This window comes from Arthrobacter sp. yr096 (genome assembly GCF_900108925.1).
In the GTDB taxonomy this organism is placed as follows: Bacteria; Actinomycetota; Actinomycetes; order Actinomycetales; family Micrococcaceae; genus Arthrobacter.
The window spans coordinates 505,167-520,346 of sequence record NZ_FNYI01000002.1 but is presented as its reverse complement, the minus strand read 5'-3'; the positions used below and the strand labels follow the sequence as shown (position 1 = coordinate 520,346).

Below are 15,180 nucleotides of genomic sequence, written 5' to 3'. Positions count from 1 at the left end.
GACACTTCTCTTATCTCATTCACGCACTCTTTCTAAGGACCCGTGGGCATGCTTGTCACCCTTATACGGCGCTACTCCAAGCCGTATTTGCCGCAGATTGTGGCCGTGCTGATCTTTCAGCTGGCGTCCACCATCGCCACGCTCTACCTTCCCAGCCTCAACGCCAGAATCATTGATGAGGGAGTTTCCCGCGGGGACACTGATTTCATCTGGCAAACCGGTGCACTCATGCTCGCTGTCGCCCTGGGACAGGTGCTTGCCGCAATCATCGCCGTGTATTTCGGCGCGCGCGTTGCCATGGCCATCGGCCGGGACCTGCGACGCAGCGTTTACCGCCAGGTCAGCAGCTTCTCGGCCCAGGACGTCAACCGTTTTGGCGCACCCACGCTGATCACCCGCGGCACCAATGATGTCCAGCAGGTACAGATGCTGGTGCTGATGGGCCTGAACTTCATGGTTTCAACCCCCATCATGTGCGTGGGTGGCATCATCATGGCGCTCCGCGAGGACCTGAGCCTCTCGTGGCTCGTCTGGGTTTCGGTGCCGGTGCTGGTGGCCGTTGTGGGCTACCTCGTAGTCCGCCTGATGCCGCTGTTCCGTTCTATGCAGACCAAGATTGACGCCATCAACGGCGTGCTGCGTGAGCAGATCATCGGCATCCGCGTGGTCCGCGCGTTTGTGCGTGAACCCCACGAAGCGAAGCGCTTCGGAGACGCCAATGAGGACCTTACAGCTGTCTCCGTGAAGATCGGCAACCTTTTCGTCCTGATGTTCCCCGCCATCGGCATGATCCTGCACCTCTCTACTGCAGCAGTGCTGTGGTTTGGCGGCCAGCGGGTGGACTCCGGCGACATGCAGGTGGGTGCGCTCACGGCCTTCCTCCAGTACCTGCTGCAGATCCTGATGGCCGTCATGATGGGCACCTTCATGGCCATGATGATTCCGCGCGCTTCCGTGTGTGCAGACCGCATTGGCGAGGTGCTGGACGTCGAGCCTTCCATCCACAATCCGTCCTCCCCGGTGGTGCCGGCAGAAAAGAAGGGACGCGTGGAGTTCCGGGACGTGACCTTCAAGTACCCCGGTGCCGAGGCGCCGGTGCTGAGCAACATCTCCTTCACCGCAGAGCCCGGCAAGACACTGGCCATTATTGGCTCCACGGGCGCCGGCAAGACCACCTTGGTCTCTCTGCTGCCGCGGCTTTACGACGTCGCCTCCGGTGACGTCCTGCTCGACGGCGTTCCCGTCACCAAGATGGACGCGTCGGAGATCACCAGCCGCGTCTCGGCTGTTCCGCAGAAGCCGTACCTTTTCTCCGGAACCATTGAGCACAACCTGCGCTTCGGCAAGCCCGACGCCACGGATGAGGAACTGTGGGATGCGCTGGAAACAGCACAGGCCAAGGGCTTCGTTGAGGAAAAATCCTCTGGCCTGAACCGCCGTATCGCCCAGGGAGGCACCAATGTATCCGGTGGTCAGCGCCAGAGGCTGTCCATTGCCCGGGCGTTGGTGACCAAACCGAATGTCTATCTGTTTGATGACTCGTTCTCCGCTTTGGACGTTGCTACAGACGCCAGGCTCAGAAAGGCCCTGAAGGCCAAAACCCGGGACGCCACGGTCATCATCGTTGCCCAGCGCGTCTCTACCATCGCGGATGCCGACGAAATCCTTGTCCTGGATAACGGCAGAATTGTTGACCGCGGAACGCACGACGAACTCCTGGAAACGTCACCCACGTACCAGGAAATCGTTGAATCCCAGCTGAGCGTGGAGGAAGTGGCATGAGCGAGCAGAACCAGCAGAAGAAGCGTGGCTGGGCTGCCAAGGCAGAGGCCGCCAAGGACGCCAAGGCTACGGCCGAGGCAGAGGTCGCAACCGAGCTGCTTGAGGACGAAGACTTCGTAGAAGAGGAATACGTCCCCACAGAAGCCGATGGCGGCATGTTCGGCGATGTCCCGGCCAAGAAGGCAAAGGCGTTCTGGCCATCGGCCAAGCGACTCATGGGCCTGTTGAAGCCGGAAAGCGTTGGCGTGTACATCGTCATCGGCCTCGTGGTGGTATCCGTGGTCCTCAACGTCATCGCTCCCAAGGTTCTGGGCAGCGCCATGGACGTGATCTTCGGCGGCGTCATGGGTAAGCAGATCCCTGAAGGGGTCTCCCAGGAACAGTTCGTGGAGCTCATGCGCCAGCAGGGCCAGGGCAACTTTGCGGACATGGTGTCCAAGATGGAGCTCACCAACGGGATCAACTTCTCCAAGTTGACGTTCCTGATTTCGATCGTGCTCCTGATGTACTTCGTGGCCAACATCTTCCTGTGGGCCCAGGGCTGGTTGCTCAACAGGATCGTCATGCGGGTCATCAAGAAGCTACGCAACGATGTCCAGGCAAAGCTCAACCGACTCCCCTTGAACTACTTCGACACCCGGCAGCGTGGCGACATCCTGTCCCGCGTGACCAACGACGTCGACAACGTCCAGCAGGGTCTCCAGCAGGCGTTCTCGCAACTGGTCAGCTCTGTGCTGACGGTTCTGGGCATCACGGTCATGATGTTCATCGTGTCCTGGGAATTGGCGCTGATCGCGTTGATCGCCCTGCCGCTCTCTGGAATCGTGGCCGGCGTGATCGGTGCCCGCAGCCAGAAGCTCTTCGCCGCACAGTGGAAGAACACCGGTGCGCTGAACGGTCAGATCGAGGAATCGTTCTCCGGTCACGACCTCGTGAAGGTCTTCGGCCGGGACGCAGACATGCTGCAGCGCTTCGACGAGAAGAACGACGAACTGTACAAAGCCTCGTTCGGTGCACAGTTCGTTTCAGGCGTGATCTTCCCGGCAATGAACTTTGTGTCCTACCTGTCCTACGTCGGCATTGCCGTAGTGGGTGGCTTGCGTGTTGCCTCCGGCTCCATGAGCCTGGGCGATGCCACCGCCTTCATCCAGTACTCGCGTGAATTCACCCAGCCCTTGGGCCAGATTGCCGGCATGGCCAACATGCTGCAGTCCGGTGTCGCCTCTGCTGAGCGCGTCTTTGAGTTCCTTGACGCTGACGAAGAAGTTGAGGAGACCGGAACGCGACACCTGCCCTCCAAGACCGACGGCCACGTCGAGTTCGATCATGTTTCGTTCAGCTACGTAGAGGACAAACCGCTCATCGAGGACCTGTCCTTCAGCGCGGAACCGGGCCACACGGTTGCCATTGTTGGCCCCACGGGTGCCGGCAAAACCACTCTGGTGAACCTCGTGATGCGTTTCTACGAGCTCAACGCCGGACGGATCACCTTGGACGGCGTGGACATCAAGGACCTCAGCCGCGCTGAACTGCGTTCCAAGGTGGGCATGGTGCTGCAGGATGCCTGGCTGTTCGGCGGGACCATCTACGACAACATCAAGTACGGCAAGCTGGATGCCACGGAAGAACAGATCATGGAGGCGGCCAAGGCCACCTACGTGGACCGGTTTGTGCGTGCACTGCCGGACGGCTACCAGACCATCATTGACGAAGAAGGCAACAACGTCAGTGCCGGTGAAAAGCAGCTCATCACCATCGCCCGTGCGTTCGTCTCAGATCCGTCGCTGCTGATCCTGGACGAGGCTACGAGCTCCGTGGATACCCGTACCGAGCTGTTGCTGCAGAAGGCCATGGCTGCCCTCCGTACGGACCGGACGAGCTTCGTGATCGCCCACCGCCTCTCCACCATCCGGGACGCGGATACCATCCTGGTGATGGAGAACGGCAAGATCGTGGAACAGGGCAACCACAACCACCTGCTCACCCTGCAGGGTGCGTACTACCGCTTGTACATGTCCCAGTTCGCTGGTGAGGAAGAGACCGCAGTGGACGACTCGACGGCGGTGCACAGCTGAGCACGGATTCACTGAGCACTGGAGTGAACACCCGGGATTCCTTGTCACCCCGGCGCATTGAGGTCCTTGTGCCCATGCGCTGGGGCGACATGGATGCCTATGGACACATCAATAACGTGCAGATTGTCCGCATGCTGGAGGAAGCCCGCATCGCAGCCTTCGGGCCACCGCGCGGCGCGGGCCTTCCCGGTGTGGAACCACCGGCCGCCCTGTTCAACGATGTTGAAGAGGGCATCATGACCCTCGTGGTGGAGCATAAGGTCCGCTATGTCCGGACGCTTGAGTACCGCAACATTCCGGCCGTCGTGGAGATCTGGGTAGGGGCCATCAAGGGCGCCAGCTTCGATCTCCACTACGTCATCAAGGACCCGGTGACCCGGGAGGACTGCGTCAAAGCCAGCACGCATCTGGCCTTCGTTGCCGAAGCCACGGGTCGGGTCCTGAGGCTTTCGCCCGAGCAAAAGGAAAAGCTGGAGCAGTACCGCGGGTAGCCCGGCTCCTATCGAGTTGCCCGTAGAGTTTCAGCATGAAACTTGAAATCGCCGTCGTCAGCGCTGCCGGTGCGGGTACTGCCGCCGCCGAGGGAGCCAACCGCATCGAACTGTGCAGCAGCCTTGAACTGGGCGGAATTACACCCAGCCAAGGTCTCATGGAAGCCAGCATGGAGCACGTGGACGGACGTTTGGAAATCCATCCACTCATTCGCTCCAGGCCCGGCGATTTCCAGTACTCCGCATCCGACGTGGACACCATGGTGCATGAAATCCGGCACCTGTTGGCCCAAGGAGCCCACGGGGTGGTAGTGGGAGCCCTCACTCCGGCAGGAGACGTGGATGTTCCAGCCGTTCGGCGCTTGGTTGATTCCGCCCGGAACACCAACCCGGAAGCCCAATTGACCTTTCACCGGGCCATTGACCAGTCAAGAGACGCCATGGCTTCCCTGGATCAGTTGCTCGAGCTCGGCTTCACCAGGGTGCTCACCTCGGGACACGAAGCCACGGCAGGGGCCGGATTGCCTGCGTTGACCACCATGGCAGAGCGTGCCGGAAGTGCCCTGCAGATCATGGCCGGAGGCGGGCTATCCCTGGACGATATCCCGGCCATGCACCGTGCAGGCCTGTCGGCCGTGCACCTTTCCGCCAAGAAGACCGTTTCCACCCTCGGGGAAGGAGCCATCTCCCTCGGAGCGCAGGACGGCAGCGATCCCACGGCCTACACAGTCACCGACCGCGAGGTTGTCCGGGCCGCCAGGGCGATGGTGAACGCCCTGAATCTGGCACGCTGAAACAACCCTCCCCGTCCAGTCAAAAGGGCGGGCAAATGCCAGTGAGTACGCATCGTAATGACCCTTTACGATTCCGTGGAACGCCGGGATGATGTAAGGATTCACCAACTCGGTGGAAAGCCCCGGAAGCTACCTTCAGGAGTCCCAGCGATGCCGCTGCCCTCGCCGGTTTCACCGGCCGTCATGTCCCCTACACTTCGTACCCAAAACAGCAGGACAACAGGCCATCCGGAGGTGGCCTGCGGTATCGGAGAGTGGGACAAACTGCTCTACGGAAACCACCGGTTCGTCATGGAAGTCCTGGGTGAGGGAGCCGGAGTGGGTCAAGCCCACAGCGTGGTGCTGCCATGGCGGCGGCAGGACAAGGATCCTGCAGCGGTGGAGGTCATTGTTGTCTCCGAAAGCTCCGGAACCAGGGTCCGGAACGTCGTTGTGGAACGGGCCACCAAGGAGTCCGGAACCCTCGTCTTCCAAGCCATAGACGGCCCCGGAATCTATTTCGCCTACTACCTGCCCTACGCGATGCTGGGGAAGCCCCACTATCCCCAGGCGCAGTACCTCCCGCAACGCCCGGCTGCGGACCCTGCATGGGCCGCCGCCGTCGGCCGTTCTCCCTGGGCACCTGCAGGGCAAGCCGGGCTGCCCGAAGCAACGGTCCTCCGTTACGAGGCCGCCAGCGAGCGCGACTCCTTCGCTCCCATGAACTTCACGGCCCGCGTGGACGAACTGGAAAGACTCCAGGCGGATCATTCTGAGGAAGCATTCCTGGTGTTCCCCGAAGACCGCCTGAATGCAGTGTCGATGCAGTCGGACCTGCCGGCGCACTGGGTGATTGGCGGCCCCTCGGACACGTTCCACGGGACCGCCCGGGCCGGCGAGGACTATGTGGTTCAGCTGGGACTGTATGCGCAGAAGGAACTTCATGGCATCTGCGTCGAGGTGGACTCGCCGGAGGGCGGGCACTGCATCAACACTGACGGAGTGGACCGCTTGGGCCAACCCTGGCGCAGGGCCTTGAGCGTTCCGGCCGGAACGGTGCGGGCTCTGTACGTGGTCCTCCCGGTCCCGCGGGACGCGGCAGGAACCACGTATTCGGCGGTGGTCACCATCCATGCAGCGGGGGAGCCGCCCCGGACCATCGACGTCACGCTGGACGTGGAGGCCGGCGAAGATTCAGATCCGGCGGTTCTTGAAGGTGGCTTCGGCGATCCCCGATTCCTGCGGCGCCTTGCATGGCTGGACTCGGCTGTGGCCCAGGATGCAGAGCTTGTGGCGCCGTTCACCGCCATTACGGTGGATGAATCGTCCGCGACGCTGGGAATCCTGGGCAGGACCCTGCGGCTGGCGGAATCGGGGCTTCCGGCCCAGGTGACGTCCACGTTCACGGCAGCTGTGACCTCCACGGATGGTCCCGCCGTCGAGCTTTTTGACACTCCAATGAAGCTGGACATCGACGGGATCGCTTGGGAATTCTCGCCGATCGGGTTCACCGTTGACGGTGCGGCGCGGGTGACGTGGCGCTGCCATTGGACTGGCCGGCGGGACGGTGCCGCGGCGGTGGCGCTGGAGTTGACGGGAGTCCTCGACGCCGATGGCGCAGTCACGTACGCTCTCCGCCTGGTGCCTGGGAAGACTCTTGACGTGAACGACGTCGGCTTGCATCTCAGGTTCCTTAAGTCCGCGGTTCCCCTGGCCATGGGCTTGGGCGTTCCGGGCGGGCGTCGGCCCGAAACCCTCCACTGGGCCTGGGACGTTGCCAGCAAGAACCAGGATGCGCTCTGGTTGGGCGGGGTGAACGCCGGACTTCAGTTGTCGTTGCGGGATGACGGTTACCAGCGGCCACTGAATACCAATTTCTACCGGGAGAAGCCGCTGGTGGAACCAAAGTCGTGGGCTCATCGACAGGAGGACGGGGTCCGGGGAGGCGTTACGTTACAGACCACGGAGGACGCCGTGACGCTGCATGCCTTCAGCGGTGCCCGAACCCTCCGTGCGGGAGAGACCCTGGACTTCACCTTCCGTCTGCTGCTGACTCCTTTCAAACCGATCGAACCCGGCAAGCATCTGTCCAAGCGCTACTTCCATGAGCCCGCCCACCCGGCCATCATCAAGACCGCGGGCGCCACAGTGGTCAACATCCACCACGCCACAGCACCGGCGCCGTACATCAACGACCCCCTGCTTTCTCAGGATTCGTTGAAGGAGTATGTAGCGAGGTGCCATCGGCAAGGACTCAGGGCCAAGATCTACAACACGGTCCGCGAGCTGACGTTCCATAGCCCGGAGCTGTTGCCGTTGCTCCAACTGGACCACGAGATCTTCAGCGACGGTCCAGGGGCAGGCCACATTTGGTTGCAGGAACATGCCGGCAGCGGTTACGTGTCCGCGTGGTTCGCTCCCAATGTGGAGGACATAGCCGTGGTCACCACGGGAGAATCCCGCTGGGAGAACTTCTATGTACGCAGCCTGCAGGAACTGGCCACGGGTGAGGACGGGATCGACGGCATCTACCTGGATGACGTTGCCTATGACCGGCACGCCATGCTGCGCGTCCGCAAGGTCCTTGAGCGTGCCTGCGTGGAGCGCGGGGTGGACGGCCCTGAGATCGACCTCCACTCAGCCAACCAGTTCACAGCGCACGACGGGTACGCGTCGTCGGCCAATCTGTACATGGAACAGCTGCCCTATGTGGACAGGCTGTGGTTGGGGGAGTACTTCGACTATGACACCACGGATCCCGACTATTGGTTGGTGGAGTTGTCCGGCATTCCCTTTGGCCTCATGGGCGAGATGTTGGAGGGCGGAGGCAACCCGTGGCGGGGCATGGTGTTTGGCATGACTGGCCGGGCGCCCGCCGTGGACAACCGCCCTCTGTGGGAGTTCTGGGCAGCCAATGACCTTGAGCATGCTCAGATGATTGGCTTCTGGGACCCCCAAGCACCAGTGCGGACCAGCCACCCGGACGTCCTTGCCACTACCTGGATGACTGACCGCGGAATGGTTGTGGCGCTGGCGTCATGGGCCGAGCACACTGAGGACGTGACGTTGATATTCGACGACGAAGCTGCCGCCGCCACCCGCATGGACGCCCCGGCAATCCGCGGCTTCCAATCAGCCGCGGCCTATGCGCCGGGCCACCTCATGACCCTCGCGCCGCAGCGCGGCCTCCTTCTCGTGATCGGATTCTGAACGTGGCAGACACAGCAACCTCCAACCTCACCGTCACCACCATCTCCTTGACCATGGCGGAGCTCGGCTCCTTGAACCCGCTGCCGGTAGTCGCGGCCGAGCTCGACCAGCCCTACACGGTGGGCGAAGGTGTCCCGGAGGAACTCCAGGCATCGGCCCGGTACGGGGTGGTTCCCAATGTGTACCCGTATCTGATGCAGGACGGCTACAGCCGCGAGGCGGCACCCCGGGAATTTCCCGCCGTCGTGCTGGAAAACAGCAAACTCAGGGTGACGGTCATCCCGTCGTTGGGTGGGCGCATCTGGGAACTGTTGGACAAAGCGACCGGCAAGCAACTGCTCCACACCCACGATGCCCCGCAACTGGCCAACATTGCGCTGCGCAAGGCGTGGTTCGCGGGCGGGCTGGAGTGGAACATCGGAACCCGCGGGCACTCACCCACCAGCTGCGATCCCTTGCACACGGCGATCGTGCACACGCCGGACGGAAAGCACATCCTGCGTATGTGGGAATTCGAGAGGCTGCGCGAGGTGGTGTTCCAGGTGGACATCTGGCTGCCCGAGGACTCGCCTGTGGTGTTTGCCGCGGTGCGGATCCGCAACCCCAACCGCCACGACGTCCCCATGTACTGGTGGAGCAACGCCGCTATCCCCGAGACTGACCGCACCCGGGTGATTGCACCGGCTGACGAGGCCTTCGGCAGCGACTACACCACGGACATCACCCGCGTCCGGCCCACCGATCACGAAGGCTATGACGGCACCTGGCCGGTCAACAGCCCCCACGCGGCGGACTTCTTTTTCGATATCGACCCTTCAGAGCGGCGCTGGGTTGTGGCAGCGGACCACGACGGCGACGGGCTGGCGATGCTGTCCACAGGACTCCTGCGGGGAAAGAAGCTGTTCGTGTGGGGCCAAGGTCAGGGCGGTAAACGCTGGCAGGAATGGCTGAGTCCCGGAGCTGGCCCGTACGCAGAGATCCAGGCCGGCCTCGCGCAGACACAGTTTGAACACCTGGTGATGCCCGCCGGTGCGGAATGGTCCTGGGTGGAGGCGTACGGCAACGGGCACCTGGACCCGGATACCTCGCACGGCACCGATTGGGACGCCGCCGTGACCCACGCCGGTGACCGATTGGAACAGCTCCTGCCCCACGAAGAACTCGAGTCCATGCTGTCCGCCGCGGTCACCGACGCCGATGCGCCGCCGTCCAAAATGCTGCTGAAAGGCAGCGGCTGGGGTGTGGTTGAACGTGCCCGCAGGCTCGCCTCGGGCCAAAGCTGGGTGGATGAAAGCGGAACTCCGTTCGTGGACGAGAGCCTCACAGAAGAACAGGAACCATGGCTGGGACTGCTGCATGGGCAAACGTTCGACGGCGCGCCCAGTTTCGTCTCCGGGGCTGATTGGGAGACGTTGCTGGCAGGACAGGATGGTCCGGAGGCACACTTCCAACTGGCTACGGCCAAGCACGCCCGGCAGGACCTGGCAGGAGCCAAGGAGTTGTATGGCAAGGTGATTTCCGTCGGCAGCGGCTCTCCCGCCAACAAAGCGCTCGCGCACCGGGGGCTGGGCCTGGCCCTTCTGGCTGCGGGGCAGGACGCCGAAGGACTCTCGGAACTCCGCAAGGGAGTGGAGGCTGACCCGGCCAACACGGCGCTGCTCACGGAGGCCATCACCCTCAGCATCCGGCACGGGGACCCGGCAATGGCGCTGGAACTGAACGACACGGCACCCAAGGCGGGTCCCGGCGTCGGACGCTTGACGTTCCTTAAGGCGTTGGCGCTCGCAAAGACCGGGAACGCCGCGGCAGCTGCGGGCATCCTGCGCGAAGGCGTGGAGATTCCGGACCTCCGGGAAGGGGAGGACGCGCTCGCTGATCTCTGGGAAGAGGTGTGCCCCGGCGAAGACGTGCCAGCCGCGTACCAGTTCGGAATGCATTGACGGGTGCCCCGGTGTGGCCTCCCGCACATCCGGGGCAACCTCTGAAAGCGTGTTCTGGACGAAACAGAAACGATGAACGGAGCACGCCTTGATTCCCGAAGTAGCCGGACTTCCACCTTTGGAATGGACCTCATCGCCTGGCCACGCGAGCTATGACCAAACGGAGGGAACCCTGACGCTCACTGCCGCTCCCGGCGTCGACTGGACCAACGACTCCCTCGGTGGGGAAGCCCAGCACGGTGCCACGGCGCTGGGCTTCAGGGCCCCGTCGGCCTTCTCGCTCTCGGCACGGGTGCTGGTCTCCTCGCCCAGGACAACGTTCGACGCCGGAGTGCTGGCTTTGTGGGCGGACAGCGAGCACTGGGCCAAGCTCTGTTTTGAGTATTCTCCTCAAGGGGAGGCCATGGTGGTCAGCGTGGTGACCAACCAATACTCCGACGATTCGAATGGGCCTGTGTGGACCGCGCCGTGGGTCTACCTCCGTGTGAGCAGGGTAGGTCCGGCGTGGGCCTTCCACTCGTCCGCTGACGGCCGGGAGTGGTCCTTCGTCCGGTTGTTCCGGCTGGATACGGAGAAACCGGTGCACGTTGGTTTCATGTCGCAGGCGCCCATGGGGGACAGTTGCGAAGCACGATTCGACAGCATCGAATTCTCGGAGACATCACCGGAGAACCTGCGCGACGGCAGTTAGTTTGCCGCAGAAAGTGCTGCCGCCATCCCCATGCTGCGGTTAAGGCTTGTGCTCCTCGTGAACTGACAATTCCAGGTCGATGAAGGCTGCGATCATGGCCCTATACGTTCGCTCCACCACCTCAGGTGCCGCGCCGGACTCCTCGGCGAGGTCCCGTACCTTTGCGATGACTTTCTCCACCCGACCTGGTGCCTGGACTGCGGCCCGATCCGCCTTGAGCTTGCCGGCCTCCACCACCCAGTGCTGCCGCCGGGCCACCAACCCAACGATCTGCCGGTCCAACTCGTCAATCTCAGCTCGAATGCTCTCAATTCCGGTACTCGTCATTCCGTCAACTCTACTGAGGGCCTGTGGATTTCCAGATGCTTGGATAAAACAAACAAGGTAAGTTGGCATGGTGACCCCCTCCGTGAAGCCTGCCATTGACCGTGCCCCCGGAATCTCCAAGGAGATCGAGGACGCGGCCTGGTATGTGCTCGGCCCGGCACTGCAGGGCAGACCCTCGGCGCTGGACGGCAGCACGCTGACATGGACGTCGGATGCTGCCGGTGAGTTGCTTGAGCGGCTCGAGCGCGGGGTGGAAGACTCCAAGGCCCCCATGATGACCAACCTGCGGCAGAACCTTGACGGCGCCTCACGGGAAGCCAAGCTGCTTGCCGTGGAATTGCTGTTTCTGCAGTCCCTGCCTCTTGCGCACGAGGTCAAGTCGCTGAGGGTCAAGCGCGCCCGCGTTGCCGAGGCGGCCTCCTGGGTTGAGCCGCAGATCGAGCTGCCCGAAGAGCTCTATGAGGGCATGACGGACCACGGCGTGATCCGCGACCGCACTGCGGAATTCAACTGGACCATCTGGGACCACCTGAAGTGGTTGTGCCGCTTTGTGGCGCACGTGGACAGCCAGAGCACGGCCACCATCAACCAGGCCCTGGCAGATCCTCTGCTGTTTCACGAACTCGCGGCAGGCACCCCCGAGGACCAGCCTGCCCTCCGTCGCAGCATCGAATACCTGGTGTGGCCCAGCTACTTTGAGCCAGTGGTGGCAGACGTTGAACGGCAGGAGATCCGGGACGCTTTTGCATCACTGGTGGGTGGTGCCAAGGGTGACTCGGACGAGGACATCACCGCGGACATCCACCGCATCCGCCTGCATCTGGATGAGCAGGCCGGTCAACGCATCGATTGGTACGCCCGTCAGCTGGTAAGCCAGTGGCGCAAGGTGGGAGACCCGGGTCGTCGCTCCTGGCTCCTGCGCACCCACCACGACAATGCGGACCTCCTGGCCGCCTGGGTAGCTGAGGAAAAGGCCACTCTTGATGTGCAGCACCTGCGAGCACTGACCGCAGGCGTGACGGCCGGCGTGGTCCAGCATGCTGTGGACGAGGATTACAAGCACCTTGGCTATGTGGAACGCGAAGACACCAAAACGGCCGTTTTCGCCTTCCTGACCGTGATGAAGCCTGGCGATCTCACTCTCTACCAGCACGCCGGCCGCGTGCGCGTAGGCGTGGTGCTCGGTGAACCTGAGCACCATGAGGACAACCGGCGCATCCGCCGTAAGGTCCGCTGGTTTGATGACAGCTACGCCATTCCTGAGCTTCCACGCCACGCCCAGCGGCAGTTGTCCACCCCCGGCATCCTCGTGGATGTCACCAGGGTTATCCAGGCCCTCCAGGAATTGCTCCCGGTAGAAGCCGAAACCGATGGTGAGGACGAAGCGCCGCCCACCGCCGTCGTCGAGGTTGTCCAGCAGGGTTTCCGTCCCCTGACGGAAGAGTTTGCCGCGTCCCTGCACATGGACCTGGAGCCGCTCAAGGAGATCGCGGAGCTGCTCGAAGAGAACCGCCAGTTGGTCCTCTACGGTCCGCCAGGTACGGGCAAGACCTATCTGGCCAAGCACCTCGCTGCCGAGCTCGCCGGGGACCACACGGACGAACGCGTGAAGCTGGTGCAGTTCCACCCGTCGTATGCCTACGAGGACTTCTTTGAGGGCTACAGGCCGGACAAGACAGACGACGGCCAAGTCTCCTTCAAGCTCGTCGCCGGACCATTGCGTCGCCTCGCGGAGGAAGCGGCCAAGCCGGAGAACGCGCACAAACCGTACTTCCTGATCATTGACGAAATGAACCGCGCCAACCTGGCCAAGGTGTTCGGCGAGCTGTACTTCCTGCTGGAGTACCGGGACGATCGCATCAACCTGCAGTACAGCCCCAATGAGCCGTTCAGCCTGCCGGACAACCTCTACATCATCGGCACCATGAACACGGCAGACCGTTCCATCGCCATGATGGACGCAGCCATCCGCCGCCGTTTCGCGTTCATCGAACTGCACCCCAAAGTGGAGCCTGTCCGTGGTTCGCTGCGACGCTTCCTGGAGGCCCGCGGTTTGGACACGCTGAACGCAGATCTCCTGGACGCACTCAATAACGCCATTGATGACTGGGACAGGGACCTGATGATCGGGCCGTCCTACTTCATGAAGAACGCCGCCCAGAATCCCGTTGGCCTGCGCCGCATTTGGAAGTACGAGCTCATGCCGTTGCTGGAAGAGCACTATCACGGGCAGCTGAACCGGGCGCAGTTGGAGGAACGCTTCGGCCTGGAACAGCTGTTGGGACGTCTTGCGGCCCGCTAGCGGCATCCCGCCACGGCCCGGCAGGGCGCCTGCCAGTGCCCGGCGGGTCCCCGCGGGCCCCCGGCACATCGTCATGGATGAGCTGTCCGGCGGCGTGGTGGACAAGCTCGACCCCCAATCGGCAGCCTTCATCAACGCCAGTGGCCTGGCCAAGGCCTCACCCATGGGCATGGGCCTCTACCGGATTGAACCAGTGGGCAACGTGGGCTCGGTGCGCACCGCTACGGTCCAGCTGGAGGTACGGCCCAAGGACCGTCTTGGCCTCAATCGCCTGCTTTTCCTGCTCAGCTACGCGGGCGAACAGGGCTTCCGGGACCAATCCGTGGAGGCTGTGGAGCACCCTGATCTGTGGAGCGCACTGGCTGAGTCGCTGGCCCAGTTGGCGGATAGAGCGCTCAGCCGAGGCATCCTGCAGGGGTACCTGACCGTGGACGAATCCTTGCGTACCGTCAAGGGCCGCATCAGGATCTCGGACCAGATCTCCCGCCGTCCAGGCATGATGGTGCCGCTGGAGGTGTCCTACGACGAATTCACGGAGGACATTGCCGAGAACCGCATCCTGCGGGCAGCCCTGGAACGGATGGGGCAGGTCCCCGGAGTCCGGCCGGACGTCCTGAGCCGCCTGCGGCAGCTGAAGGGAAAGCTCGACGCCGTCACCCGCCTGCAGTCCGGAGCACCCCTGCCGCCGTGGCGGGCCAGCCGGATGAACGTCAGGTACCACGCCGTGCTGCGCCTCTCCGAGGTGATCCTGCGCAATGCCTCGGCCGAGGCAGGCGTGGGCAAGCAACAATCGGCATCCTTCGTGGTGGACATGGGCCAGGTCTTCGAGGAGTTCGTGGGGACAGCCTTGCGCGGTGCCATGGCTGTCCACCCTGGGGAGATGCGGCTCCAGTACGGTGCGTTGCTCAATGAGGCCGTCAACGACTCGGACCGTCTCACCGTCCGTCCCGACGCCGTCCACTTCCTGGGCGGCCGGCCCGTGGTGGTGTACGACTCCAAGTACAAAGCAGCTTCCGACGCCGGCGCCTCACTGAGTGCCGACCACTACCAGCTGCTGGCGTACTGTACGGCGCTCCGGGTCCCCACCGCGTGGCTGGTGTACGCCGGTTCCGGGGAAGTGAAGTTGCGGCGCATCCTCAATACGGACATCGACATCGTTGAGTATCCGCTGGACCTGTCGCTGCCGCCGTCGGAAATCCTTGCAGCGGTGGCGGACCTTGCTGAGCAATCGTGGGGGGAAGTAGTACGCCAGGCTGTGGCGGGTCGTCCGGCGTCGGACTAGCCTGATACATACACCGTTCGCCAATTGGAGGCATCATGGCCCGCAAGAAGACGTGGCGCGATATGAGCAAAGGCCAGCGGATCTCCGTCCTGGTCAGCGGAGTGATGAATCTGGCGCTGCTGGTTGCCGCCCAGCGCAGCCTCGCCAAGACCCCGGACTCTGATATCAGGGGCAAAAAGGCAGTCTGGCGGGCTGTCGCATTCATTAACTTCTTTGGCCCGGTGAGCTACTTCCTGTTCGGGCGCAAGCGGGACGCAGCGGCGCCCACGACTGTGCGCTAGATATCCGGGCCGGAGAACCGCGCCGG

At 63.0% G+C, this 15,180-nt stretch carries 11 protein-coding genes; 10 read left to right on the top strand and 1 reads right to left on the bottom strand.

The genetic code is table 11. The features are described from left to right. Nucleotides 1-48: 48 nt before the first annotated feature. The 7 genes from BMY91_RS07135 to BMY91_RS07105 all read left to right on the top strand — a co-directional run bounded on the left by BMY91_RS07135 (nt 49) and on the right by BMY91_RS07105 (nt 10,962). On the top strand, nt 49-1,782 hold the full coding sequence (locus tag BMY91_RS07135) for an ABC transporter ATP-binding protein (RefSeq protein ID WP_090820325.1): 1,734 nt from the start codon (nt 49-51) through the stop codon (nt 1,780-1,782). Next, nucleotides 1,779-3,857, top strand: a complete 2,079-nt coding sequence (locus BMY91_RS07130; RefSeq protein ID WP_090820323.1) for an ABC transporter ATP-binding protein — start codon at nt 1,779-1,781, stop codon at nt 3,855-3,857. Before BMY91_RS07135 ends, BMY91_RS07130 begins: the two co-directional genes overlap by 4 nt. A gap of 74 nt (nt 3,858-3,931) precedes the next feature. Then, nucleotides 3,932-4,348: an acyl-CoA thioesterase gene (locus BMY91_RS07125; protein ID WP_090820706.1), complete on the top strand. Its 417-nt coding sequence runs from the start codon at nt 3,932-3,934 to the stop codon at nt 4,346-4,348. Between the two features lie 35 nt (nt 4,349-4,383). Beyond that, nucleotides 4,384-5,142: a copper homeostasis protein CutC gene (locus tag BMY91_RS07120; protein ID WP_090820321.1), complete on the top strand. Its 759-nt coding sequence runs from the start codon at nt 4,384-4,386 to the stop codon at nt 5,140-5,142. Nucleotides 5,143-5,292: 150 nt separating this feature from the next. Then, nucleotides 5,293-8,331 (top strand): glycoside hydrolase domain-containing protein, encoded by a 3,039-nt coding sequence (locus tag BMY91_RS07115; protein WP_090820319.1) that lies wholly within the window; start codon nt 5,293-5,295, stop codon nt 8,329-8,331. A 2-nt stretch (nt 8,332-8,333) separates the two neighbouring features. Continuing rightward, nucleotides 8,334-10,271 carry a DUF5107 domain-containing protein gene (locus BMY91_RS07110; protein WP_256212625.1) on the top strand — a complete coding sequence of 646 codons (1,938 nt, stop codon included), beginning with the start codon at nt 8,334-8,336 and terminating at the stop codon, nt 10,269-10,271. An 88-nt stretch (nt 10,272-10,359) separates the two neighbouring features. After that, nucleotides 10,360-10,962, top strand: a complete 603-nt coding sequence (locus tag BMY91_RS07105; protein ID WP_090820317.1) for a DUF1349 domain-containing protein — start codon at nt 10,360-10,362, stop codon at nt 10,960-10,962. Between the two features lie 39 nt (nt 10,963-11,001). Here BMY91_RS07105 and BMY91_RS07100 read toward each other — a convergent pair whose 3' ends face one another. Continuing rightward, nucleotides 11,002-11,289 carry a chorismate mutase gene (locus BMY91_RS07100; RefSeq protein WP_090820315.1) on the bottom strand — a complete coding sequence of 96 codons (288 nt, stop codon included), beginning with the start codon at nt 11,287-11,289 and terminating at the stop codon, nt 11,002-11,004. Nucleotides 11,290-11,356: 67 nt separating this feature from the next. On the opposite strand from BMY91_RS07100, the gene BMY91_RS07095 reads away from it, so the two are divergent. The 3 genes from BMY91_RS07095 (at nt 11,357) to BMY91_RS07085 (ending at nt 15,154) form a co-directional block, all read left to right on the top strand. Next, a complete protein-coding gene (locus BMY91_RS07095) occupies nt 11,357-13,591 on the top strand; it encodes an McrB family protein (protein ID WP_090820313.1) in 2,235 nt (744 codons plus the stop codon). A 73-nt stretch (nt 13,592-13,664) separates the two neighbouring features. After that, the gene (locus BMY91_RS07090) at nt 13,665-14,873 is read left to right on the top strand and encodes a 5-methylcytosine restriction system specificity protein McrC (protein ID WP_090820311.1); all 1,209 of its coding nucleotides are present in this window, start codon (nt 13,665-13,667) and stop codon (nt 14,871-14,873) included. A gap of 35 nt (nt 14,874-14,908) precedes the next feature. Then, complete coding sequence (locus BMY91_RS07085; protein ID WP_090820309.1) at nt 14,909-15,154, top strand: PLDc N-terminal domain-containing protein; 246 nt, start codon at nt 14,909-14,911, stop codon at nt 15,152-15,154. Nucleotides 15,155-15,180: the final 26 nt, after the last annotated feature.

Bases quoted from the DNA above. Each gene is read 5' to 3' on its own strand.
- BMY91_RS07135 (WP_090820325.1), top strand. From the start codon at position 49: ATGCTTGTCACCCTTATACGGCGCTACTCCAAGCCGTATTTGCCGCAG.
- BMY91_RS07130 (WP_090820323.1), top strand. From the start codon at position 1,779: ATGAGCGAGCAGAACCAGCAGAAGAAGCGTGGCTGGGCTGCCAAGGCA.
- BMY91_RS07125 (WP_090820706.1), top strand. From the start codon at position 3,932: ATGCGCTGGGGCGACATGGATGCCTATGGACACATCAATAACGTGCAG.
- BMY91_RS07120 (WP_090820321.1), top strand. From the start codon at position 4,384: ATGAAACTTGAAATCGCCGTCGTCAGCGCTGCCGGTGCGGGTACTGCC.
- BMY91_RS07115 (WP_090820319.1), top strand. From the start codon at position 5,293: ATGCCGCTGCCCTCGCCGGTTTCACCGGCCGTCATGTCCCCTACACTT.
- BMY91_RS07100 (WP_090820315.1), bottom strand. From the start codon at position 11,289: ATGACGAGTACCGGAATTGAGAGCATTCGAGCTGAGATTGACGAGTTG.
- BMY91_RS07095 (WP_090820313.1), top strand. From the start codon at position 11,357: ATGGTGACCCCCTCCGTGAAGCCTGCCATTGACCGTGCCCCCGGAATC.
- BMY91_RS07090 (WP_090820311.1), top strand. From the start codon at position 13,665: ATGGATGAGCTGTCCGGCGGCGTGGTGGACAAGCTCGACCCCCAATCG.
- BMY91_RS07085 (WP_090820309.1), top strand. From the start codon at position 14,909: ATGGCCCGCAAGAAGACGTGGCGCGATATGAGCAAAGGCCAGCGGATC.